This is a genomic window from Streptomyces sp. NEAU-YJ-81 (assembly GCF_017592595.1).
GTDB lineage: Bacteria > Actinomycetota > Actinomycetes > Streptomycetales > Streptomycetaceae > Streptomyces > Streptomyces hygroscopicus_B.
This window is the reverse complement of record NZ_JAGFNO010000004.1, coordinates 89,371-111,754: the sequence shown is the minus strand read 5'-3', so window position 1 is coordinate 111,754 and position 22,384 is coordinate 89,371. Positions and strand designations below refer to the sequence as shown.

The 22,384-nt window shown below is 68.4% G+C and carries 20 protein-coding genes and 3 pseudogenes; 9 read left to right on the top strand and 14 right to left on the bottom strand.

Going from position 1 to position 22,384, the window contains the following annotated elements:
• Nucleotides 1-24: 24 nt before the first annotated feature.
• The 3 genes from J5X86_RS11675 to J5X86_RS11665 are packed head-to-tail and all read left to right on the top strand — an operon-like array spanning nt 25 to nt 3,431.
• Nucleotides 25-981, top strand: coding sequence for an NAD(P)-dependent oxidoreductase (locus J5X86_RS11675; protein WP_208516678.1), 957 nt, complete (start codon nt 25-27; stop codon nt 979-981).
• 22 nt (nt 982-1,003) lie between these two features.
• Complete coding sequence (locus J5X86_RS11670) at nt 1,004-2,971, top strand: aminotransferase class I/II-fold pyridoxal phosphate-dependent enzyme (protein ID WP_208516677.1); 1,968 nt, start codon at nt 1,004-1,006, stop codon at nt 2,969-2,971.
• A gap of 31 nt (nt 2,972-3,002) precedes the next feature.
• Nucleotides 3,003-3,431 (top strand): cupin domain-containing protein, encoded by a 429-nt coding sequence (locus tag J5X86_RS11665; protein WP_208516676.1) that lies wholly within the window; start codon nt 3,003-3,005, stop codon nt 3,429-3,431.
• Nucleotides 3,432-3,485: 54 nt separating this feature from the next.
• Here the strand turns inward: J5X86_RS11665 and J5X86_RS11660 are convergent, their stop codons facing one another.
• Nucleotides 3,486-5,267, bottom strand: a complete 1,782-nt coding sequence (locus J5X86_RS11660; protein WP_208516675.1) for a carbamoyltransferase C-terminal domain-containing protein — start codon at nt 5,265-5,267, stop codon at nt 3,486-3,488.
• Nucleotides 5,268-5,545: 278 nt separating this feature from the next.
• Between J5X86_RS11660 and J5X86_RS11655 the strand changes: the two genes are divergently transcribed.
• The gene (locus tag J5X86_RS11655; RefSeq protein ID WP_208516674.1) at nt 5,546-6,067 is read left to right on the top strand and encodes a GNAT family N-acetyltransferase; all 522 of its coding nucleotides are present in this window, start codon (nt 5,546-5,548) and stop codon (nt 6,065-6,067) included.
• Nucleotides 6,068-6,084: 17 nt separating this feature from the next.
• On the opposite strand, the gene J5X86_RS11650 is transcribed toward J5X86_RS11655, so the two are convergent.
• The 7 genes from J5X86_RS11650 to J5X86_RS11620 form a co-directional block, all read right to left on the bottom strand.
• Entirely contained in the window at nt 6,085-6,942 is an 858-nt protein-coding gene (locus J5X86_RS11650) for a class I SAM-dependent methyltransferase (protein ID WP_208516673.1), read from the bottom strand.
• A gap of 11 nt (nt 6,943-6,953) precedes the next feature.
• Nucleotides 6,954-8,120 carry an acetyl-CoA carboxylase biotin carboxylase subunit family protein gene (locus J5X86_RS11645; RefSeq protein ID WP_208516672.1) on the bottom strand — a complete coding sequence of 389 codons (1,167 nt, stop codon included), beginning with the start codon at nt 8,118-8,120 and terminating at the stop codon, nt 6,954-6,956.
• Nucleotides 8,121-8,346: 226 nt separating this feature from the next.
• A complete protein-coding gene (locus tag J5X86_RS11640) occupies nt 8,347-9,825 on the bottom strand; it encodes a cytosine permease (RefSeq protein WP_208516671.1) in 1,479 nt (492 codons plus the stop codon).
• Between the two features lie 79 nt (nt 9,826-9,904).
• Nucleotides 9,905-10,663, bottom strand: coding sequence for an enoyl-CoA hydratase/isomerase family protein (locus J5X86_RS11635; RefSeq protein ID WP_208516670.1), 759 nt, complete (start codon nt 10,661-10,663; stop codon nt 9,905-9,907).
• Nucleotides 10,664-10,797: 134 nt separating this feature from the next.
• The gene (locus tag J5X86_RS11630) at nt 10,798-11,970 is read right to left on the bottom strand and encodes an acyl-CoA dehydrogenase family protein (protein WP_208516669.1); all 1,173 of its coding nucleotides are present in this window, start codon (nt 11,968-11,970) and stop codon (nt 10,798-10,800) included.
• 112 nt (nt 11,971-12,082) lie between these two features.
• Nucleotides 12,083-14,158 (bottom strand): acetate--CoA ligase family protein, encoded by a 2,076-nt coding sequence (locus J5X86_RS11625; RefSeq protein WP_208516668.1) that lies wholly within the window; start codon nt 14,156-14,158, stop codon nt 12,083-12,085.
• Complete coding sequence (locus tag J5X86_RS11620) at nt 14,155-15,027, bottom strand: SDR family NAD(P)-dependent oxidoreductase (RefSeq protein ID WP_208516667.1); 873 nt, start codon at nt 15,025-15,027, stop codon at nt 14,155-14,157. Before J5X86_RS11620 ends, J5X86_RS11625 begins: the two co-directional genes overlap by 4 nt.
• 239 nt (nt 15,028-15,266) lie before the next feature.
• On the opposite strand from J5X86_RS11620, the gene J5X86_RS52445 reads away from it, so the two are divergent.
• The 3 genes and pseudogenes from J5X86_RS52445 to J5X86_RS50585 all read left to right on the top strand — a co-directional run.
• A complete protein-coding gene (locus tag J5X86_RS52445) occupies nt 15,267-15,887 on the top strand; it encodes a TetR/AcrR family transcriptional regulator (protein ID WP_208516666.1) in 621 nt (206 codons plus the stop codon).
• Between the two features lie 61 nt (nt 15,888-15,948).
• Nucleotides 15,949-16,134, top strand: a pseudogene (locus J5X86_RS52820) (WD40 repeat domain-containing protein); the annotation flags it as partial.
• A gap of 261 nt (nt 16,135-16,395) precedes the next feature.
• A pseudogene (locus tag J5X86_RS50585) lies at nt 16,396-16,923 on the top strand (PIG-L family deacetylase); the annotation flags it as partial.
• Between the two features lies 1 nt (nt 16,924).
• On the opposite strand, the gene J5X86_RS50580 reads toward J5X86_RS50585, so the two are convergent.
• A complete protein-coding gene (locus J5X86_RS50580; RefSeq protein WP_308124510.1) occupies nt 16,925-17,323 on the bottom strand; it encodes a signal peptidase I in 399 nt (132 codons plus the stop codon).
• A gap of 76 nt (nt 17,324-17,399) precedes the next feature.
• Between J5X86_RS50580 and J5X86_RS11600 the strand changes: the two genes are divergently transcribed.
• Nucleotides 17,400-18,227: a trans-aconitate 2-methyltransferase gene (locus tag J5X86_RS11600; RefSeq protein ID WP_208516664.1), complete on the top strand. Its 828-nt coding sequence runs from the start codon at nt 17,400-17,402 to the stop codon at nt 18,225-18,227.
• Nucleotides 18,228-18,275: 48 nt separating this feature from the next.
• Here the strand turns inward: J5X86_RS11600 and J5X86_RS11595 are convergent, their stop codons facing one another.
• The 4 genes and pseudogenes from J5X86_RS11595 to J5X86_RS11580 form a co-directional block, all read right to left on the bottom strand.
• Nucleotides 18,276-19,322, bottom strand: a complete 1,047-nt coding sequence (locus tag J5X86_RS11595; RefSeq protein ID WP_208516663.1) for an amidohydrolase family protein — start codon at nt 19,320-19,322, stop codon at nt 18,276-18,278.
• Between the two features lie 122 nt (nt 19,323-19,444).
• Nucleotides 19,445-19,870: a nuclear transport factor 2 family protein gene (locus tag J5X86_RS11590; protein WP_208517001.1), complete on the bottom strand. Its 426-nt coding sequence runs from the start codon at nt 19,868-19,870 to the stop codon at nt 19,445-19,447.
• Between the two features lie 87 nt (nt 19,871-19,957).
• Nucleotides 19,958-20,109 (bottom strand): annotated as a pseudogene (locus tag J5X86_RS11585) (IS5/IS1182 family transposase); the annotation flags it as partial.
• Nucleotides 20,110-20,359: 250 nt separating this feature from the next.
• Nucleotides 20,360-21,076, bottom strand: coding sequence for a DUF998 domain-containing protein (locus J5X86_RS11580; RefSeq protein WP_208516662.1), 717 nt, complete (start codon nt 21,074-21,076; stop codon nt 20,360-20,362).
• Nucleotides 21,077-21,510: 434 nt separating this feature from the next.
• Here J5X86_RS11580 and J5X86_RS11575 point away from each other — a divergent pair, with 434 nt between their 5' ends.
• Nucleotides 21,511-21,894: a hypothetical protein gene (locus J5X86_RS11575; protein WP_374229242.1), complete on the top strand. Its 384-nt coding sequence runs from the start codon at nt 21,511-21,513 to the stop codon at nt 21,892-21,894.
• A 19-nt stretch (nt 21,895-21,913) separates the two neighbouring features.
• On the opposite strand, the gene J5X86_RS11570 is transcribed toward J5X86_RS11575, so the two are convergent.
• The gene (locus J5X86_RS11570) at nt 21,914-22,375 is read right to left on the bottom strand and encodes a MarR family winged helix-turn-helix transcriptional regulator (RefSeq protein WP_208516660.1); all 462 of its coding nucleotides are present in this window, start codon (nt 22,373-22,375) and stop codon (nt 21,914-21,916) included.
• Nucleotides 22,376-22,384 lie beyond the last annotated feature (9 nt).

Sequence of the window (22,384 nt, the reverse complement as noted above, 5' to 3'; positions counted from 1 at the left end):
TGACACCACCAGGAGCCGCCGATCATGCAAGGCAAGAAGATTCTCATCACCGGTGGGACCGGACAGGTCGCGAGGCCCGTCGCCGAATCGCTCGCCACCGACAACGAGGTGTGGTGCCTGGGCCGGTTCGGCGACCAAAGCGCCCGCAAGGCTCTCCAGGAACGGGGCGCCCACACCGCCGTCTGGGACATGGCCACCGATGATCTGGAGGGCCTGCCGCGCGACTTCACCCATGTGCTCCACTCGGCAGTGCACCGGGGCGACGGCAAGGACTTCGAGGAAACCGCGCGCATCAACGCCGTCGGCACCGCACGGTTGATGACACACTGCGCCGCGGCCGAGTCGTTCCTGTACGTCTCGTCCGGGGTGGTCTACAACCGAGCCGATCAAACCCATCGGTACCGGGAGAGCGATCCGCTGGGCGGGGCGGCGCCGTGGCTGCCGACGTACCCCGTCGGCAAGATCACCGCCGAAGGAGTGGTGCGCGGTCTGTCCGAAGCACTCGCTCTGCCGAGCGTGATAGCCCGCCTCAACATCGCCTACGGCCCGTACGGCCACGGCGGTGTGCCCATGATCCTCTTCAACCAGATGCGCAAGGGGCAGCCCTGCGCGGTGCCCCGCGAGGGGCAGAACTACTGCGACCTGCTGCACACCGATGACGTCGTCCGTCAGGTACCGCTGTTGTGGGACGTGGCGCGGGCGCCCGCGCGGGTCGTGAACTGGGGCGGTGACGAGGCGGTCGGCATGACCGATCTGCTGGAGTACATGTCCGCGCTCACCGGAGTGCCGGTCCAACTGGACCGCGGCGACTACAGCCGGGAGACAGCCACCTTCGACCACGGCGTCCGCCGCGACCTGATCGGGGACTGCTCCGTCGGCTGGAAGACCGGTATCGCCCGCACCGTGGCCGACTTGTTCGAAGAGTACCGCGACCGCATCGACGACTACATCGATGCGCACGGAGCCGAGACATCTCAGTGACGAAGAGGAGTGGAGAACGAGCATGCGCAGGTCCGCAGATATCGACGCGCTTCAGCAGGTGCTGTCCGCTGCCCTCGGGTCCCGCGAGCCGGTGTGCTCCCTGGCCCAACTAGGCTGGGACGCCGAGGCGTTCGCCGCCCTGGACCCCGCCGTGCTCGAGCGCCCCACCCTGGTGGGCGGCGGGTCCCCGTACCACCCGACCAGCCCCGTCCCAGCCCCCCACACCCTCGATGAGCTGGCCCGCCGCGCCGATGAGCTGAACGTGGCCCAGATCCTCGTGCCGAATGTGCGCCGCAGTGACGACACCGGCGCGCTGCGGGCGGCAGGTCTCGTGCCCCTCGCCACCGAGAGCGAGTGTGTCGTCCGGTTGCCCGGCGAGGTGGACGAGGTCCTGCGGGCCCGCGTCGGTGCCGGGCAACTCCACGATCTGCGCCGCCACCACCACGCGTTCTCCTGTGACGTCACCTGGGAGCGGATCCCGCTGACCGAGCTCGACGGGAACCCCTGGGCGAAAGACGCCTTCGTGGAACTCCGCCGGCGCCGGACGGAGCGCCACGGCGGCCAGGACAACCTGTACAACGCCGACGCCCTCGACGCCCTCGCACACGGGGCATTGGCGGACCGTACGGAGATGCTCGTGCGCCGTAGCGAGAAGACCGTCGTCCAGGCCGGACTCATCACCACATCCCACAACGGCCGGGGGCTCTACTACCTCACCCAGGCCATTGACCACGACGATCCCGCCGCACGGCACAACCTCCACGTCGCGACCTTGTACGAGCTGTACCGCCACGCCCGGCGCTCCGGCCTGGAGTGGGTCCACCTCGGCCGGGGGGATGCCCACCGCATGCGCCCTCTCGGAGCCGATCTGTTCGTCCCCCTCGACCACTGGCTGCGGGCCCCCGGCCTCGCGGCCCCGGCGGCCGAGGGAGCGGAGCAGGCGGTGTCGGAGTTCGCGGCTCTCCCCGTCACGGGCGTACCGGTCCCGGGCCCGGCCCGCTTTCGCCATGTGCCGCGCTTCGACACGATCGACCTGTCCAGCAACACCAGTCCGTTCCTGGGCGCCGCGGCCGAGTATCCCCACCTCGATACGGCAGAGCTGGCCGAAACCTACCTCACCACGATCTCGACGCTGCCCGGCCACGACGGGGTCGATGCGCTGAGCGCGGATCACCTGCTCTTCACCAGCGGCGCGGTCGACGGCGTCATGCTGCTCCTGGCGGCGCTGGCGTCACCCGGCGAGCGCGTCTGCGTCACGCCGCCCACCTTTCCGCTCTATGCCCACTTCGCCCACCTCCTGCGCCTGCCCGTGGTCGAAGTGCCGCTGTGCGGTGACGACCTGTCCCGGCTCGACACCGAGGCCATCCTCGCGGCCGATCCACGGGTGACCATCCTGTGCGATCCCAACAACCCCGTGGGCACTAGGCTCGATCCGGAACAGGTACAGGACCTGCTGGTCGGGGGCCGCGGGCTGGTGGTGATCGACGAAGCCTATGTCGAGTTCAGCGAGAAGCCCTCGTACGCCGGGCTGGTCGAAGAACACGGCAACCTCATCGTGCTCAGGACACTCTCCAAGGCATGGGGCCTCGCCGCCGCGCGGTGCGGAATCGCCCTGGCCCAGCCCGGGATCGTCGAAGCGCTGCGGCGGGTGCAGGTGCCCTTCGGGTTCACCAATGCCTCCCAGCACGCCGTGCGGGATCGGCTGACCAACTCGCGGCCGGTGCTCGACGGCATTCAGCGCATCCGCGCCGAGCGTGACCGGATGGCCTCGGCGCTCGCCGAACACCCGGCGGTGGACCGGGTGTTCCCCTCGGAGACCAACTTTCTGTTCGTCAGACTGCACAAGCACGAGCGCGTCATGGAGCAGCTTCGGGACGCGGGGATAGTCGTCGCCGACACCGGGCGCGCGATCCCGGACACCTGCCGCATCACCATCGGCGATCGGCGTGCGAATACCGCCCTGCTCGACGCACTCTCCTCCGCCGTGTGAGCCACATCGTTCAGCCGAAAGGATCCGATTCGTGGGTAATGAATCTCGCTCCGGTCTCTCTCTGTCGAGCACCGTAGTCGCCGAAGCGTTTGCTCGCTGGAGTCCGGAGCTGCGGAAGGAATTCGACAACAATGCCCATAACGGCTGGATCGGCCAGTCGCTGGTGAAGGAGACCGATTCGCTGCGCATCTGGGAGACCTCCCTTCAACCGGGAGAGCGGATCCCCGTCCATCGGCATGTGCTGGACTACTTCTGGATAGCGCTCACAAGCGGCCGGGCCCGCCAGCACTCAAGCGATGGCACCACTCACGAGATCTCCTATGTCCGAGGACAGTCTCGGCATTTTTGTTGCCCCGGTGGGCGATACCACCTTCATGACCTGAAGAATATCGGCGATGAGGTTCTGTCGTTCCTGACCATTGAGACAAAGGGTGGACCGAACGAGCCCATTCAGCTCTGAAAGGCGTGAGGGGTGGTCGGCCCGCGGGAGGGGGATTTCCCGCGGGCCGGCCGCTCAGCTCTCCTTCTTGGTGACCACGAACCGGTCGATGACCAGGTAGTCGATTTCGGTGGCGAGGAAGCACTCCAACGCGTCCCGCGGCGAGCAGACGATGGGCTCACCGGCCACGTTGAACGAGGTGTTGAGGAGGCAGGGCACATCCGTCCGCGCCGTGAACGCGCGCAACAGCCGAGCGAGCGCGGGGTTCTGCCGCTCGTTCACCGTCTGGGCCCGTGCCGTGCCGTCCACGTGACAGGCACCGGGGATCCGCTCCTGGTACTCCTTCCGCACCGGGAAGACGAAGGTCATATAGGGGGATGAGGTCTTCTTGCCCATCTCGAAGACGCGCGGGGCCTCAGATTCGAGGATGACCGGCGCGAACGGGCGGAAGGGCTCCCGGTGTTTCACCCGGAGATTGATGATGTCCTTGATGTCGGGGAAGGACGGATTGGCGAGGATGCTGCGGTTGCCCAGGGCCCGCGGCCCGAACTCCGCCCGGCCCTGGAACCAGCCCACGACGTTCTTCCCGGCCAGCAGCTCCGCCGTCCTGTCGGCGACCGACGTGGCGTCGGGCTCCTCCTGCCACTCGACGCGGTCCGCGTACTCCGCGAGGGTGTCCAGGACCTGCCTCTCGTCGTACGAAGGCCCCAGGTAGGGGGTGGTGACCGCGTCGGCGGGCCGGTTCCTGAGACCGGCGGCGTACACGGCCGCGCCCATGGCGACCCCCGGGTCGCTGGCCCCGAAGCTGACCTCCATACCGGTGAACGGCGACCTCTCCAGCATCTTCGTATTGGCCACGCAGTTGAGCGCCAGACCGCCCTCGAAGAGCAGGGTGTCCAGGCTGGAGGCCGCGGTCAGCGTCCGCAGCTGATGAGCGGTGATGGCCTCGACCATGTGCTGTGCCAGCCCTGCGACCTTCACACGGAAGTCGAACTGCTCGCGCTTCTCGCTGTCACCGCCGAACAGGCTGTCGAACAGCGCGTAGTAGGCCCCGATGTCCCGGGGGATGGAGATGGTGTACGAGCCGTTCTCGTGCAGCCGCACCACGCGTTCGAGCAGTGGATTGTGGTGCGGCGGCGGGCCGTACGCGGCCAAGCCCATCACCTTGTACTCGTCGTTGTTCGGTACGAACCCCAGGTAGCGGGTGATCCTCCCGAACGCCACCCCGAGCGAACTGGTCATGGGGACCGCGCTCTCGTCGAACAGGCGGACCACACCGTTCCGCAGCTCGCCCATGACGGCGGAGAGGGTCTCCGCCCGGCCGTCGCTCACCAGGAAGGCGGCGTCGCCCCCGCCGGCCAGGTAGGCGCCGCACATGAGATGCGCCAGATGATGGGGCACCAGGGTGAGCTTGTTGGGATCCAGCTCGTGCCCGGTGCGCTGGACGAAGTCGTTGTACACCGCGTCCCGGCCGAGCATGTCGGTGTAGAGCTCGCCCGTGCTGCGCAGAGCGTCGAACTTGGCCGTGACCGGCATGTCGGAGTCGCATATCTCCGAAATCATCTGCTCGGCCACGGTCGGCGAAAACCGCCAGGGGAAAGCGAAAACATCCACCTGGTCGATGTCGACGCCAGCCGAGTTCAGACACCAGGTGATTGCGTCCGCCGGAAAATCGGAGGTCTTCTTGACCCGGCTCAGCCGCTCCTCCTCGACCGCCGCAACCAACTCGCCGTCGATCACCAGAGCCGCCGCGGCGTCGTGACCCACCAAGAGATTACGGCCGACACCAGTTGCCCCGTAGAGACGCCCGAAAAGTTCCGCACCTCTGCTGAATCCGTTGTAACCGAGTACGATCACTGGCTCTCAGCCTCCCAAGCACGACAGTAGCGTCAGGAAGAACAGGCTACTGGGCCCGCATACTTGAGGGATAGGCGTGATGCACAAGCAGATTGTGGATTTCTTTCCCCGGGCCCGACCCCCGGGGAGAATTCCCCACCGAATGTCCCGCGGCTCGATATCCGCACAGCGCGCGCTTGGATCTGAGGGGCGGAACTGGCCCGGTTTCCACGTGGTTTGCCCCTCGGGCGCGCCCGGGCCGTGGCTGAACGCGGCCACGGGTACGTATGCTTTGGGTCATGTTGAGGTTGGAACGGCTCCGGGCAGACCACGCGCCTGCCCTGCTGGCCTTCGAGCGCGAGAACCGCGAGTACTTCGTTCGGTCGATCTCCGACCGCGGGGACGCGTACTTTGCGGAGTTCGCTTCCCTTCTCCGCGCCCGGCTCGCCGAGCAGGACGCCGGTGTGTGTCACTTCCATGTCGTCATGGACGACCAGGGGGAGTTGGTCGGCCGCGTCAATCTCGTGGACGTCGAGGAAGGCGACGCCGAACTCGGCTACCGGATCGGCGAGCGCGCCGCGGGCCGTGGGGTGGCAACCGCCGCGGTGCAAGAAGTGTGCCGCCTGGCCGCCACGGAGTACCGCCTCTCCACCCTCACCGCGGTCACCACCCTCGACAACGTGGCCTCGAAGACCGTGCTCGAACGCAATGGATTCACCGTCGTGGGGAACGTCACCGTGGCCGGGCGCGCGGGTATGCGCTATCGCCGCAAGCTCGTTGCGGGGGTGCTGATTCCACCCGCGGTCGTCTTGGAACGGTAAGTGGCGTTGACGGGGGGTCAGGTGGTGGCCAGCAACAGGTCCTCTCCGCTGGACGGACGAAGGCCGTCGGTGCGACCCGCGAAGTAGCGCTCGGCGAGCGAGGCTCCCGGCAAGTGCCGGGCGTCCTCGAAGCCGGATGCGCGGGCCAGCGCCAGCATGTCCTGCGGGGTATAGAAGCTGATGAACGGCGTTCCGGCCGCTTGCGCGCCGTCCTTGCTCGCCTTGAGGCCAGGGCGATCGGCGTCGTCGAGGAGCTCGGCCGGCAGCATGAAGGTCATGGCGAGTGCCGAGCCGGGTGCGAGTCCGGCGATCTGACGGAGGGTGGCCGCGGTGGCGTCCTTGGTGAGGTACATGGTGACGCCGGTGGAGACGATGACCGCCGGCCGGCCGGAGTCGAAGCCGGCAGTGGTCAGCCGCTCCAACCAGGACTCGCTCGCTTCGAAGTCGACCGGCACCAGGTGCAGCCAGTCGGGGATGCCGTAGCCGAGCTCGACCAGGCGGTGGCGCTTCCACTCCTGGGGGCCGGGCTGGTCGACCTCGAAGAGCTGCAGCCGGGAGGCGATCTCCGGCTTGCGCTGGGCGAAGGTGTCCAGGCCGGCTCCGAGGGTGACGTACTGGGTGACGCCGCGGTCGGCCTGCTCGGCGACCAGGTCCTCGATGAAACGGGCGCGGGCCACAATGGCGGCCCGGAACCCGCTGGTGGCGTGCGGATCCATGTCGGGGCGACGGCGCCAGTCGTCGTCGGGGGCCGCCAGCCGCAGGCCGATCTCGTCGTCGAGCACATGCGGCGGTGGGTCGACCTGGACATGCATCGCCCGCCAGAGGGCGACCCGCACGGCGGTGCTGTCCGGCGCCTTGGCCTGCTCGTCTGCCATGATCTTCCCTCTTATCCGCTGCCGGCTTCATTGAATCGCACGATTTCCTCGATCGTCCGCTGCAGCTTCAGCTCATCCTGGTCGGATACGATGGCCTGTCCAACACGGCCATACGGCCCGATCGGGGCATCAGGTGACGAAGAATACTGGATCTCATCGAAAGTGAAGTGACGTTCGAAATCTCTCTGCGTCAGACTGCCGCTTTTCGGGCGACGGAGAAGGATGTAGCCGTAGAATCGATCCGGGTCACCGCTGTCCAGTGGCTGGGTCACCTCTTCCCCGAGCGCGAGGCTGATTTCGGCGTCGAAGAGATCGACGCCGAATGTCAGCTTATTGACCTGAGGGGAGAGGGCACCCGGGAGACGGATGGCGCATTCACCGAAAGTCAGTCCCGAGTCTTCCGTGAACGCTTCCAGGTGAAACACGCAATCCGGTGCGTCGAGGTTTGTGAGTGCCTGCCTGGCGAGCGTCTCCGCTTGCTGGAACAGTGGTGAATACCGCTTTCTGTCCAATATGTGGGCGGCCAGCACGCCGCCCTGTACGGCACTCAGCGGTGATATGTGGTTGCGGCTCATGGACGACCATTGGAGATCGCTGTTCTTCCAGATGCCGTCTATATAGACTTCCGAGGCGTCTATGAAGGACTCGGCGACGATCTCGACATCCGACTGCCCGGAGAACGGCTTCACGGCCTGCGCGTACTCGTACGGGGACCGGACGACGCTCGTGCGAAGGGCGCCGGCTCCGGTCGCCGGCTTGATCACGAAGACGTCCCCCAGATCGTTGGCAAGATCCGTGAAGGACGTACCGATGGGCACATATCGGCAGCGCGCTCGCTTGACCTGCGGCGGCAACTTGCTCTTCTGCAGGTGCTTGTCCCGGAAATAGAGAGTAGTCTTCGAGTCTATGTTTCCGGGAAGGCTCAACTGCTGCCGCAAATAAGCTGCCCCGAAGACGCCCATTTCATGGACGGTCAGTACTCCCGCTACATCATCAAGATGCGCGGAGAGCGCTGCTCGCAATATCTCCTGGGCGTTCTCCATGTCGGCGACACACCTGAAGCGTCGACCCTCTGGTGTGTTCGCCGGCGCCTGTACGATATAGAAGGGGTCCAAGCCTCGGTGCCGCAGCGCCTGGTCCAGACCGTCCCTATGTCCGATGACAATCATCGTCGGCAATTTTGTCTCCCCCGGTTACGGCTGGCCAAAACATTGAAGAAGTGATGCGCCATACCGTCATCCGATGCCAATACGGGTGGCATCATTTCACAGGGGTGCGGAGATGTTGCCTGTGATGTAAGTCACAAGTAATCCTTGTGGTGGAGGGCATGGATCGTCTATTCCTTTTCTTCTCACCGGCGAATCAAACGAGGCATACGCCACGAGATCCTTGGATCGGCTCCGTTCATGCGTGGTGTCCGGCGTGGTCCGGGTCGAGACCGGCGTCGGCGGACGCGATGACGGCACGCTCGGCGTCAACGTCGAGCGAGCGGCACAGCACCAGATAGAGCAGGGACGACACGGCGAGTCCGACCAGCATGGTGACGTCGGCGCCCTTGACCCAGTGCGCGAGCGGCCCCTCCATATCGCCGATCACGGCGAACGGCAGCATCGAGACGAAGCCGACGCCATAGGCGGTCAGCCCGCGCCAGTTCCACCGGCCGTAGATGCCACGGGGGTTGAAGATCTCGCGGATCGAGTAGCGGCCACGCCGCACCACATAGAAGTCGATCAGGTTGACCGCGGTCCACGGTGTGAAGAGGTAGCCGAGGACGATCAGGAAGTCCCCGAAGGTGGTCAGGAAGTCGTCGTTGGCACTGAAGGCGAGCCCGGTGGAGACCACGCCGATGACCACCAGTGTGGCGATGCGGGTGCCCAGGGTCAGCGGGATCCGCTTCACCGAGTCGATGCTGGAGAGCAGTGTGAGGCTGCCGCCGTAGAAGTTGAGGGTGCCGATGGTGAACAGCGGAATCACCGACAACAGCAACAGCACGACACCGAAGCCGGAAAACAGCTGGTCACCGGCTTTGATCACGGCATCCACCAGGCCCAGCTTCGGGAACAGCCCCGCGGCCACCGCCCCCACCAGCATCATCCACGCGCCACCGAAGCCCGCACCCAGATACGTCCACCAGAACGAGGAGCGCACCCCCACCGTCGGCGGAAGATAGCGGGAGTAGTCGGAGACGTAGATGGACCACGAGAGCTGGTAGACGGCGGCGTGAAACAGCTGGATCAGAAACGGAGCGAGAGTGAAGGCGCTCAGATCGAGCTGGTCCGCGCTGAAGGGGGCGACCACCACGATGCCCACGGAGAAGACGGCCAGGCCCGCACCCGTCAGATACGTCAGCCACCGGGACGCCTTGTGGATGAAGTCATATCCCACGACGGCGAGCACGATGCCGATCACGGCGTAGGCGATATAGCTGACCGACGGGGGAGTGTCCGCCAGGTGGTCCATCGTCGAGCCGACCAGCACCTGGTTGAAGGCCGTGTAGCCGATGTACGTCACCAGTGCCACGACCCACACCAGCAGCGCGCCGACGAATCCGAACTGGGGCCGGGACTGGACCATTTGGGGCAGCCCCAGCTGCGGGCCCTGGGTGGAGTGGAAGGCCATGAAGAAGGTGCCCAGAGCGTTGCCGAGCACGATGGCGATGGCCGTCCAGATCAGGTTGCCGCCGAGCGTCACACCGATCGCGCCGGTGGCGATGGTGGCGAGATGCGCGTCCCCGGCGAACCAGACGGGGAACAGATGCCAGACTTTGCCGTGGCGTTCGGCGAGGGGCACATAGTCGATCGACCGGCTCTCGATGACCGGCCGGTGCCGGGCGTCGCCCGGTGTGTCCGGTGCCTCGGTCTCCTTGGTGGTGCTGACTGCCATACGGTTTCTCCTCGGCGCGAGCGTGGATGGGCGTGTGGTTGCGGATCCCCCCTGACGGTCGTGGTCGCGGCGGACCGGTTCAGCCGCTTCGATTGAGCGCGGCGTACGCGAGCTGCTCCAGCAGCAACGCCGCCTCGCGCGGAGCATCGGCGGCCGCCGTGATCACCTGCTTGGCGACCGAGACGGCGAGCCGCGGCTGCCCGGCCAGCTCCGCGGCGATCTCCACCGCCTTCTCCCGCACGGTGCCCCCTTCGGCGATCTCGCCGATCAGCCCCCAGGCGTACGCCTCCCGCGCCCCGAAGCGGCGGCCGCGCAGCACCAGATCGCGGGTGCGGGCCGGTCCGACCTCCCGCACCAGCCGGGTCACCCCGCCGGAGCTGGGCAGAATGCCGATGCCCACTTCGGGCAGGCCGAAGACCGTGTCCGGGGCGGCCACCCGGATGTCCGCGGCCAGCGCCAGTTCCAGGCCGCCGCCGAGGCAGTAGCCCGACAGGGCCGCCACCGTGGGCTGGGGGAGGGCGGCGAACGACTCGTACACGGCGCCGGAAGAGCGGTAGTAGTCGGCGATCGCCTCGGGGGTCATCTCGCGCAGCTCGCCGGTGTCCGCCCCGGCCGAGAAGGCGCGCGGCACTCCGGTGACGACCACGGCCCGGCTGGTGCGCACCTCCTGGCTGCGCAGGGCGTCGAGCAGGACGGATTCCAGATGAGTGGAGAGCGCGTTGAGCTTCCGCTCGCGCCGCAGCGTGAGCACGGCGATGTCGTGGTGTTCGCCGGTGCGCTCGATCTCCACGGTGCCGGCGTCCGGGGAGGCGGCGGGCGTTGTGTCGGTGACGGTCATGGCGCTGGTGCTTCTCCTGCCTGGCTGCTTGACGGTCGTTGCCGCGCCGGGTGTTCGGGCGGCGCGACAGTGGGGTGGTCGGCGGCAGGGGCCGTGGGCGTGGCCGTACGGCCCCTGCCGCCGGATGGCGCCGGTCAGCTCCCGGCGGTGAAGGACAGCAGGTCGTCCAGGCCGCGCTTGCCGACCTCGTTGGCGATGACCAGCCGCTGGATCTCGGAGGTGCCCTCCCAGATCCGGTCCACCCGCAGCTCGCGCCACAGCCGCTCGACCGGCATGTCCCGCATATAGCCGCGGCCGCCGAAGATCTGCACACAGCGGTCGACGATCCGGTTGGACGCCTCGGAGGCGGCGAGCTTGGCGGTGGCGGCCTTGGCGTGCAGGGTCTTGCGGTCGCCACCCTGGTCGAACTCCCAGGCCACCTGGTGGGTGAAGGCGCGGTTGGTGGCGATCTCGGTCACCGAGTCGGCGATCATGCCCTGGATGAGCTGACGGTTCATCAGCACATCCCCGCCCTGCTCGCGTTCCTTGGCCCAGTCCACGGCCAGCCGCAGCGCACGCTCGGCGGCGCCGATGGTGCGCGCGGCGATCATCAGCCGCTCCTCGGTGAACCAGTCGCGGGTCAGGTCGTACCCCTCGCCGATCCTGCCGAGGACGGCGTCCTGGCCGACCCGGGCGTCCTGGAAGAGGAACTCGGGGTGTTCGTAGACGAAGGTGTGGGTGTAGCGGGGGGTGCGCTTGACGGAGACGCCGGGAGTGTCCTTGTCGACGAGGAACATCGTCGGCTCGTTGTCCGGCCGCACATAGGCGAGGACGATGAGGAAGTCCGCCGCGTCGCCGACCGTCACAAACCACTTCTCGCCGTTGAGGACATAGCCGTCGCCGTCCCGGGTGGCCGTGGTGCGGATGCGGGAGGGGTCGGAGCCGGCATGTTCCTCGGTGATGGCCACCGCGTCGCGGCGGCGGCCCTTGATGTCCGGGACGAGGTAGCGCTCGCGCTGCTCGGGAGTACAGGCGCTGAGGCAGTTGGCGGGACGCCATACCGCGTCCCACAGGGCGTTGGTGAGCTTGCCCAACTCGTCCTGGACGACGACCTGTTCCAGGATGGTGAGGCCCGCGCCGCCCCAGTCGGCGGGCATGTTGATGGCCTGCAGGCCATGGGCGAGCACCTCGTCGCGGATGACGGCGTGGGCTTCGGGCGGCAGACCATTGTTGGCCTCGCACTCGTCCTCGAACTGCATGATCTTGCCGGTCAGGCTGACGGCACGCTGCTTCAGTTCGGCCAGACGGGGGCTGAGGGCGAATTCCACGGTGATTCCTCCTGTTGATGTGGCGCGAGCGAGTTGATGTGGCGCGAGCGAGCGCTCTTACGTGTGGGTGTCAGCCGGTGGGTGCCAGCCGGTGGGTGTCAACCGTGTGGTGTCAGCCCAGGACGATGCGGGCGTCCAGGCCCTGGCATCCGCGCGGAGTGGCGAGCAGCGGGTTGACTTCCAGCTCGGCGATCTCCGGGTGGGCCGCGGCTACTTCGGTGATGACGGCGATGGTGTGGGCGAGCGCGTCGAGATCGACCGCGGGGCGGCCACGCACGCCGTGCAGCAGGGCGGCGGAGCGCAGCCGGCCCAGGAGTTCACGGGCCTGCCCGGGGGTGAGCGGGGCGAGCGCGAAGGCCACGTCGCGCAGCACCTCGGTGGTGACCCCGCCGAGGCCGAGCATGGTGACGGGCCCGAACCGGAGGTCGCGCCGGACACCGACGATCAATTCGACACCGTCGCGCAGATCCGCCATGGCCTCGACGCAGTACCCCGGCGGAGACAGTCGCTCGGCCATGTCGGCGACGGCACCGCGGACCGCCGGATCGCCCTCCAGCCCGAGCGCGACACCACCGGAATCGGACTTGTGCAGCAGGCCGAGCGCCTTGACCACGACCCTGCCGCCGATCTCGCGGGCCGCCTCCACGGCCTCGTCCACGGTCGTGACCAGGCGCGCCGCCGGGAAGTGCACACCCGCGGCGCGGATCAGCTCGCGTGCGCTCCAGTAGCCGTCGTCCGCTACGGGCCGCAGCGGGTCGGGCAAGGGCCGCAGCGCGGGGTCGGCGGCGGTGCGCCGGGCCAGCATCCCGAGGCTGCGTGCCGCTTCCTCGATGGCGCGGAAGACGGGGACACCGCGTCGCTGCAGTTCCTCGGCGGCGTCGCTGTAGGGATACATGGTGTGAACGGCCACCGGTTTGCAGCGGTCGCGCACCAGCTCGCCCATCTCGGCGGCGGTCTCGATCTCGGCGGCGGCCAGGGCGGCGCTGTACTCGCCGTAGCCGCCGAAGTAGCCGGTGATCAGGACCGAGTCGGTGTCCGGCGCGTCGAGCAGATCGCCCAGCACCCGGGCGAAGGAGGTGACGTCCCGCTCACCCATGCCCGCGAGGTCCACCGGGTTGCCCACCCCCGCCGACGGCGTCAGATGGCCTCGCAGCAGCCGCGACAGCTCGGCATCGAACTCGGGTACGGACAACCCGTACCGCTCGGCCAGGTCACAGGCGACCGAGGCATGGCCGCCGCCGTCGGCGAGCACCGCCACCCTGCGGGCGGGGGCCGCGCCGAACAGATGCAGTGCCTCCAGCAGGCTGGCCATCTGACGGGGGCTGGCCACCCGGTCGATCCCGGCGGCCCGGCAGGCCGCGTCGATCACCGAGCTGTCGCTGACCAGCGCCCCGGTGTGCGATTTGGCCCCGCGTACGGATGCCTCGCTGGCGCCGACGGTGAGCAGCACCACGGGCTTGCCCATCGTGGTGGCCTCGGCAGCCGCGGCCACGAAGTCGCGGCCGTCGCCGAAGTCCTCGCTGTACACCGCGATCAGCTTGGTCTCCGGGTGCACGGTGTAGGCCCGGATGAGGTCGGCGACGGTGAGGTCGGCCTGGTTGCCGAGGGAGGCGAAGCGGGAGAAGCCGAGCCCCCGTTCGGCCAGGATCCGGCTGAGCTCCAGGGCCATGTTGCCGCTCTGCGAGATCAGGCCCACCGGGCCGGGCGGCAGCGGATTGGAGGACAGATACAGTTCGCTGCCGCTGTCCAGGACACCCAGGCAGTTGGGGCCCAGCAGCACGGCACCCGCCTCGCGCACCCGCCGGGCCAGCGCCGTCTGCCGCGCCTCGCCCTCGGTGCCGAGTTCCGCGAAGCCCGCGGTGATGCCGACGATGGCGCGCGCCCCGGCGGCGAGCGCGTCCTCGACGGCCGACTCGAACCCGTCCGCCGGGACGGCGATCACCGCGAGGTCGGCGCGCTGGGGGAGTTCGGCCATGGAGCGGTAGGCGCGCTCTCCGAGCACCGGTTCACCACGGCGGTTGATCAGGTACACCGGGCGCCGCTGCCACATGCGCAGCGCCTGCACACTGATCCAGTTGCCCCACTTGGTCTGGTCGTTGCTGGCTCCGACGATGGCGACCGCGTTCGGCGAGAACAGCGGTCCGAGGTCGCGTTCCGGAACGCGCCGCTCAGTGGCGGAGAGGGTCATGGGTGGTCCTTAGGGGACGAGTCCGGCGTGGTGAGGTCGGGTTCCGGCGCGGCGAGGTCGGGTACGGGGTGCCCGGCACCCCAGGCGTCCGCTCCGCCGTCGACCACAACGGTGGTGCCGGTGATGTAGGAGCCCTGGGGGGAGGCGAGGAAGGAGATGAGGCCGGAGACGTCCTCGGGCCGGCCGAGCCTGCCCAGCGGCACCGACCTCTCCCAGCGTGCCCGGTCCTCTGAGGTGTAGTGGTCGTCCAGACCTCCGGTGGCGATGGTGCCGGGGGCCACGCACACGGTGCGGATGCCGTACCGGCTCCACTCCAGGCTGAGCCCGGCCGCCAGGTTCTCCACCGCGGCCCGCGCGGAGGCGGCATGGGCGAAGCCGGGAATGCCGCGGCGCGGAGAGAAGGCGATGAAGAACACGGCGCCGGAGCGCTGCGGAATCATCGCCCGGCGGGCGACCTCCCAGGTCATCGCCCAGGTGGCGTCGACGGCGAGCCGGTGCACGGCCCGCCAGCCGCCCGGACTGATCTCCTCGGCGGGCGCCGAGAACTGCCCGCCCGCGTTGTTGACCAGGACGTCGATACGGCCGAACGCCTCGAGTGCGTGGCCCACGACCGTGGTGACGCTGCCCTCCTCGCGGATGTCCGCGGACACCGTGACGCAGGATCCGCCGAGGGCCTCGACCTCATCGGCCACCTCCGCCAGGGGCTCCGGGCGGCGCCCGCAGATCACGACGCGCGCCCCGCCTGCGGCCAGGTCCAGTGCGGTGGCCCGGCCGATGCCGGTGCCTCCGCCGGTCACCAGCGCGACCTTGCCGGTGTGGATATCCGGCCGTAGCCCGCTGCCCGGCGGCACGGGTTGATCAGTCCGCACAGAGCCTCCTCGATCGGTGTGCCAAAGGTTTGACTGATGCGTCAGTTAGCCCTTCGTCCGAGACTGGAGTCAAGGGGGTGCAGCGAGAAAATTCCTATGGAGGGAAGGGAGTTCACCGTGGTCACGGGGGTTGCTGAGGAGTTGACGCGTCAGTCAGAATGACCGGACGCTGAGTGCCATGACCAGAGGCTGAGCGCTGGCGCGGACGGGGAGCCAGGACCGAGGAATGGAGAGACGATGTGAGCACCGGCACGAAGACGGAGCCCAGGACCGATGAGGACCGCAGGGCGAGGATCCTCGACGCCACGTGGCAGCTGATCGCCGAGCGCGGCTTCCACGCCGTGCGCATCTCCGACATCGCCAAGGTCTGCGGCACCAGCACCGGCACGGTGCACTACTACTTCCCGGGGAAGAACGACGTACTGGCGGAGGCCCTCAAGTACTGCGTCGACCGGGCATTCGCCCGCCAGTCCACCCAACTGCGCGCCGTTCACAACGCACACGAGCGGCTGCTGAAGCTGATCGACATGCAGTTGCCACGGGTCGGCCAGGTCCGGGACGAGTGGGCCATCTGGCTGCAGTACTGGGCCGAGGCCACCATCCGCCCCGAGTTCCGCCCGGCCCACAACGAGTACTACGCACGCTGGCAGGAGACCGTCCGCCGGATCGTCCAGCGCGGCCAGCGGCAGGGAATCTTCCGCGCGGACGCCGATCCGCACGTCGTCGCGCTGCGGCTGACCGCACTCACCGACGGCGCGGCGATCCAGGTGCTGACCGGAGTGCCCGGCATGACCATCGGCACCATGCGCGAACTCCTGGTGGACTTCGTCCACCAGGAGCTGGTGGCCGGCGCACGCTGAGCCGGACTCGGCAGGACGCCGCGCGGCGTCGGCGGGGGAGGGACCGGCCGGGGCGGGATCACTGGATCAGTGTGCGCAGGACGGGGCGCTTCTCGCCACCGGAGGTGGCGACCGCACGGTGCGGTTGTGGGACCCGCATGCCCGCACGCCGATCGGCGATCCCCTCACCGGCCACGCCGACTGGGTCCGGTCGGTGGCGTTCTCTCCTGACGGCACTCTCCTCGCCACCGCGAGCGGTGACGGCACGGCGCGGCTGTACGAGCGCGAGGCGCTGAGCGACATGAACACCCGCCGACTCGAGTTCCATCACCGAGTCGGCACGGCCATGCTCAACGTGTACCGGGGAACGACAGGAGGCAGAGCGCCCAGTGAGGAGCCGTTGGCGGAGGTCTACCGCGACGTGCCCAGGCCATTGCCAAGGCGCAGGCCCACCCCGCCGGGACGCGAGCGGCGCTTGAACCTGTCGAGCCCACCGATCTCAGCTCTCCCACTGGAAGGTGACCCGGCGATGCCCCTTTCGAGCCTCCTCGCGGTTTTCGCGCACCCGGACGACGAGTCCCTGTCGGCGGGTGGCGTGCTCGCCCAGCACGCGGCGGCGGGAGCGCGGACCGCCGTCGTCACGGCGACCTGGGCCGAGGACACCCAACGCGCCGCGGAGCTGGCCGATGCGCTCCACATCCTCGGCGCCGGCGCGCCACGGATGCTCGGCTACGCCGACGCTCGGGCACCACAGTCGGCCCCGGGCAGCGTCCGGTTCTGCGACGCGCCGCTCGATGAGTCGGTGCGTCGGCTGGTCATGCACATCCGTGCGTTCCGTCCGGACATCGTCGTCACCCATGACGCCTATGGCGGGCTGACCGGCCATCCGGACCATCTCCACACCCACAGGGTGACCACGCTCGCAGTCGAGGCCGCCGGGCTGGACCGGCTCTACCCGGACACCGGAGCGCCCTGGCAGCCGAGCGCCCTCTACTTGGCCACGCACCCACACTCGGCAGCACAGGCGCTGGGCGCACACCTGGTCCGGCAAGGCACGCTCAGCTCTGCGGTCGCGCCGGTCGCGCCCCGCCCTCCTCCGCCACTGCGTAGCCGGGCACGGACGGCCATCGAACAGTCAGCACCACCGACTCTTCCTCCGCGAACCATGAGTGGTCGACTCCGCGCCCCCACACGACGTAATCGCCCTGCTCTTCCAGAAGAACGCTGCGGCCAGGGAGTTCAACGCGGAAACGGCCGCTGATGAGAACCAGGAGCGCTGTGCGTTCCTCGCCCTTCACCCACTGCGATCGCTCGTCGCCTCGAGGGTGGACGCCCCATTTGATCTCTACGGCCTCGCTGTGGCGCGGATCGCCAACGTCCTTGAAGTGCCCGAGGAGCCACCCCCGGTCCAGCGCCGCATCCTTGCCCGCATTGCCCACGTACACACTGTCGTTCACACGCCGGACGCTAGCAGTTGCTCTTGTGGACGCGATCCGCGCCTGATGCGCGCCGACCAGGCCCTAGTGTGCTGCCATGCGCGACGACACGCCTGACGAAACGCGCCGTGTCCACCTGAGCCGGATCTTCGACGAGGACGCGGAGCTGTACGACCGGGCCAGGCCCGGGTATCCGCCCGAGCTGTTCGACGACCTCACGGAGGTGGCCGGCACCGGCCCCGGCTGTCGTGTCCTCGAGGTGGGGGCAGGCACGGGCAAGGCGACCTTGCCGCTCGCCGAGCGCGGTTGCCGGATCACGGCCGTCGAGCTGGGCGCGGACATGGCCGCGGTCGCCCGGCGCAATCTGGCCGGGTTCGAAACGGTGGAGATCGTGACGGCGGACTTCGAGACGTGGCCGCTGCCGGAGGAGCCGTTCGACGCGGTCGTCTCGGCGACGGCGTTCCACTGGATCGATCCGGCGGTGCGGATGGTAAAGGCCGCCGACGCGCTGCGCCCCGGTGGCGCCCTCGCCGTCGTCGCCACGCAGCATGTGGCGGGCGGTAGCGAAGAGTTCTTCGTCGAGGTCCAGGACTGCTACGAGCGCTTCGATCCGGCCACCCCGCCGGGGCTGCGGCTTCCGGCCGCAGCGGACGTCGACACCTCGGATCACGCGGATGAGGTCGCACGCAGCGGCCGGTTCGGACCTGTCGACTTCCGGCGCTACGAGCGGGACCTGACGTACACCACGGCGGAGTACCTGGCGGTGCTGCGGACCTACTCCGGCCACCGGGCGCTGCAGCCTGAGGCCAGGGAGGGGCTGCTGGAGTGCATCGCCGGGCTGATCGACAGGCGGTACGGAGGCCGGGTCACCAAGCGGTATCTCACGGAGCTGCGGGTGTCGCGAACGGCCCCCGCACGTCGGTAGGCGCAGCTCCGGCCGTGCCCACGGCACACACATCTGACAGCTCGCCCCTCAGGTGATGACTCGGCCGCGCAGAATGATGCGACGGGGATGGGCCAGAACCGAGCTGTCGAGGGTCGGGTCGGTGTCATAGGCGACGAGGTCAGCGGGGCCTCCATCGACCAGTCCGGGCAGCCCCAGCCAGGCTCTGGCCGCCCACGATGCCGCCCCGAGAGCTGCTTCCGCCGACAGGCCGGCGCGTACCAGCCATTCGACCTCTGACGTGACCCTGCCGCAGGGGAAGCTGTCAGTGCCTGCCAGTACCGTGACGCCGGCTTCGCATGCGGCCCTGACGTTCGGAAACATGCCTTCCCAGCCGGCCAGCCACCAGTCGCGACGTGCGCTCGGCTCCTCGGCGCGCCTCCGGTCGGCTCCGGCGCCGAAGACGCTGAGCGTCGGAACGAACGCGGTGCCCTGGGAAGCCATCTGGTCGATCAGGGCAGGGTCCAGGTGCATGCCGTGCTCCAGGCTGTCGGCGCCTGCTTGAACGGCACGGCGACTGCCATCGGCGGTCTGGCAGTGGGCGGCTACACGGCCGCCGACCGCGTGTACGGCTTGCACGACGGAGGTGAGAACTTCCTGGGGCAGCGCCGGTTCGTCGTACTTCCAGTCGACGATGACCTTGCACCAGCCCGAGGACGCCTTGGCTTCCTCGACGGCCGCCCGCACCAGATCCGCTTCACTCACATCACGCCCGAAGCCGGGGAAGAAGCGGCCTGGAGTGGCCAGCCACCGTCCGGCTGAGCGCACCCGCGGCATCCCCGGCTCCTCGTCCACCCAGCTCGGTATGTGCGCGGCGGACCCGGGTGTCCGGACCAGCAGTACGCCGGAGTCGCGATGATCGGTCAGGTGCCGGCGAAGCGTGTCGTCGCTGAACGGGACATCGATGTCCTCGGTGCCCGGGTGCGTATGCACGTCCACCAGGCCAGGCAGCAGCCATCCGCCGTCGACGACGAGATCCGCGCCGGGGACGGGTTCGGTCCGTAGCCGGTCCCCGTCAATCCAGAAGGACCGCTCTTCCCGCTCCGGCAACACGACGCCGCGCACCTGGAGTACCACCGGGGAGCGCCTCCTCGAATCGGCACGGGCCGATTCGTTGATCTTACTGGCCGACTCATATCAACGCACCCTGCCCGAATGGCCGTTGGCCCAACGGCTGCCGCGGCTCCGGACTCGGATGACTACTTCGGAACCTCACCGAAGATCGTGCGGTGTCCGCGGGCTGTATCCATGTACTCGCGGACCCGATGAATCAGCCCGTCCCGGAGCTCGAAGACGAAGCAGTAGTCGTTGGCGTAGTGGTTGCCGTTGGCCAGGGTCGCCGTCATGGTCTCCTCCACGATCACCCGCTCGCCGTCGGCGTAGAACCCGTGAAAGGCGACGGTGACGTCGCGCACGAAGAAGCGGGGAAAGTCCTCGGCGAGGAAGTGCACGATCGCCTTCCTGCCGACCAGATGGCTGGGAGTATCCAGCGCGACAGCAGTAGCGTTTCCCGTGGGCGCCAGCCACTCGGCGTCCTCGGTGAAGACCGCGGAGATCCGGTCAGCGTCGTGACTGGCGAACACTCTCCAGGCGTTCTCAACGATGGCGCGGCTCTGCTGTGACATGCCAGCGACCCTAGGCGGCCGAGGACGAAGGGGCTGGCGGTTCTCCGACACCATCCCCTGGGATCTCGGGGCTTGTTGCTCCCGGCTCTTGTGGAACCGCTTGCGGGGCTGGAGAGCGAGCATGGGTGCGAGCTGGTCGATGATCCGGTCCGCCGCAGACTTCGAGCCACCGGCAGGCTCCGGGGCCGGCCCCGCCGTACCGCGTCGGCTCCCTCGCGCAGCAGTGCGATCACCGCCCGCCGTCATCTTCACCCCAGAACCGGACCAGCGATCCGACTATCCGTCACCACCGAGGAATTCCACGTAGTCCGGCCGCAACCAGCGGCTCGGCTGACGGAGGGTGAACCCCGAGCCTTTGCCGGGAAGGCTGATGAGGATGAGTTCGGCCACCTGAGCAGTATGACCACCCCTCAAGGGTGTCCACATGCGGCTTTACGGGGCAGCCCTCCGGGCGCCATGCCGTACGAGGCAGAAGTCGGCCAGGACGTCTCATCGTCCGTGGGGCGCCCGCGCGATACGCAATTCCGGCGCGGTGTCCGGCGTACGGGTCTTCTGGCGGAACAAGCCGCGGCCGCCGACAACCAGCGCCCACGCCAAGAGGGGAAAGGCAGCGACCCGCTCCATGCCTCCCATGCCGAGGCCGAGATAGTGGCGGGAGAGAAAGAGCCCGAAGGCCGTGAGCGCGGTGATTCCCGGCAAACTGGTCACCCGGCGCAGGGGACCCGGAACGTCATCCGTCAGCCTGGCTCCCGCCAGAAGAAGTCCGACATTGCCCGTTCCCATGATGAGCAGGGCGCCCAGGACGTGCTGGTTCTCGCGGACGTCCGCGGGCGCCAGCCCGGCCAGGACGAAACCTACGCCGGCACCGGCCAACAGAAGTCGGGTCACGGTCGAGGCGGAGCCTCGGCGCCACAGGGTGCCGGTCAGGGCGGTGCCGACGACGAGCAGCGTTCCCAGTGCGATGAACGATGCGTTCATCGCGGCGTGTTCAGGTGAGCAGACATAGCGTGGCTCGGGATCGGGCTGCAGAGCGCAGTGAGCGTTTCCCAAGTCGCTGATGTTGTTCCATGCCCAACTGTACGGTCGTGCCCAGGCTGACTCGACGAACCAGTGGACCGCGAAGAACTGCACCACACCCGCCACCCATGCGGAATATCCGATTCGAGCCTTCACCTGTCCGCCTTCTCTCGCACGATGTTCGTGCACACAGCGGATCATGCGGCGTCGGCCTCAAACACTCCGACAAGCCCCCGGGGCAAGGTGGGGCAGCCCCTACCTGTGTCCGCGTCTCAAGGGGTTCACGGAACTGCGAGCAGAGCGGAATTGAAGCTTCAGCACCGGCTTCCGGGGGCCGGGAAACGAAAGTGGCCCTCACCGACGGGGGATGCGGTGAGGGCCACCCTCAGTGTGGCACGGCCGCAGCGCGGAAGCACGCGTTCCGCGCGTCACAGTCGCATATATCTACAACCGGAACGCGCCCGGCCGCCCCGGTGCGGTGGTCCCGACCGCCCTGACCTCCTACGTTGTGTCTCGCGAACTGGTGCCCGGGTCTCTCTGCCCGTCGTTCCCGGCGACCGCCGGCCGCAGGCGCCACCGGCCCCCTGCCGCCTCGCCATAGTGAAGAAGTCTTCCTTCTGGCGGTGAGGCCCACTCAGGCCAACTCCGTCGACGTGGCTCCTCCCGGGAACAGCCAAGGGGGCCAACTCATCGTCAGTGGGGACCTCTTGCGTTCCACCGTCACGGTGGGCCGATTCGACGAGGCATGCACGGTGACCCGCACCAGCCCCATGGATGCGAGTGACCTGCAGTGTCAGATCACTCTTTCGCTGTCCGAGGGGCAGATCACCGTGCAGGGGGTGTTCGCCGTCACCGGCGCCGGCCCCGGTGACATCACCCCGGCCATCACCGGAGGCACGGGGCGCTACCGCACAGCCCACGGCTTCATCCACGCCGTCAACACCAGTAACACCGAAACACAGCTCACCGTCCATCTCACCCGCGGAGCTGGACCCGTGGTGGTCTGAGCCTCCGGCAGCGGGAGTTTCATCCGCTTCGTCGCTCTTCGGTGAAGGGTCCGTAGTGGACGAAGTGGTGGAGTTGGCGGGCGAAGGTCCGCGCCTCGCCGGGTGGCCAGGAGGCGAGAGAGTCCTCGATGTGCGCGGCGAGGCGCTGCCGGGTGGTCTCGATGGCCTGTCGCCCTGTTTCGGTCAGGGCGAGCAGAGTGGCACGCCGGTCGGCGGGGTCTGGTTCACGGCGTAGCAGGCCGGCCTCCTCCAGGCGGGTCGCGCGGCGGGTGACGCCGGAGCGGTCCAGGCCGATCTCGTCGGCGAGGCCCGCGGCGCTGCGTGGGCCCGTGCGGGCGAGGCCGCTGAGCACGGGGTAGGTGACCTCGTCCACGGCCTCGCCCAGGCCCTCGGTCAGGCGTCGGTAGATCTGCTCACGGGTGCTGCGCCTGAGCAGCGTGCCCAGCGCGTCGGCGATCTCGTGTCCCACATCGTTCGGCATGACTCCCAG

Coding starts and splice junctions, on each gene's coding strand:
- J5X86_RS11635 (WP_208516670.1), bottom strand. CDS start 10,663: ATGACCGTCACCGACACAACGCCCGCCGCCTCCCCGGACGCCGGCACC.
- J5X86_RS11625 (WP_208516668.1), bottom strand. CDS start 14,158: ATGACCCTCTCCGCCACTGAGCGGCGCGTTCCGGAACGCGACCTCGGA.
- J5X86_RS11590 (WP_208517001.1), bottom strand. CDS start 19,870: ATGTCACAGCAGAGCCGCGCCATCGTTGAGAACGCCTGGAGAGTGTTC.
- J5X86_RS11650 (WP_208516673.1), bottom strand. CDS start 6,942: ATGGCAGACGAGCAGGCCAAGGCGCCGGACAGCACCGCCGTGCGGGTC.
- J5X86_RS11675 (WP_208516678.1), top strand. CDS start 25: ATGCAAGGCAAGAAGATTCTCATCACCGGTGGGACCGGACAGGTCGCG.
- J5X86_RS11600 (WP_208516664.1), top strand. CDS start 17,400: ATGCGCGACGACACGCCTGACGAAACGCGCCGTGTCCACCTGAGCCGG.
- J5X86_RS11670 (WP_208516677.1), top strand. CDS start 1,004: ATGCGCAGGTCCGCAGATATCGACGCGCTTCAGCAGGTGCTGTCCGCT.
- J5X86_RS11640 (WP_208516671.1), bottom strand. CDS start 9,825: ATGGCAGTCAGCACCACCAAGGAGACCGAGGCACCGGACACACCGGGC.
- J5X86_RS11655 (WP_208516674.1), top strand. CDS start 5,546: ATGTTGAGGTTGGAACGGCTCCGGGCAGACCACGCGCCTGCCCTGCTG.
- J5X86_RS11570 (WP_208516660.1), bottom strand. CDS start 22,375: ATGCCGAACGATGTGGGACACGAGATCGCCGACGCGCTGGGCACGCTG.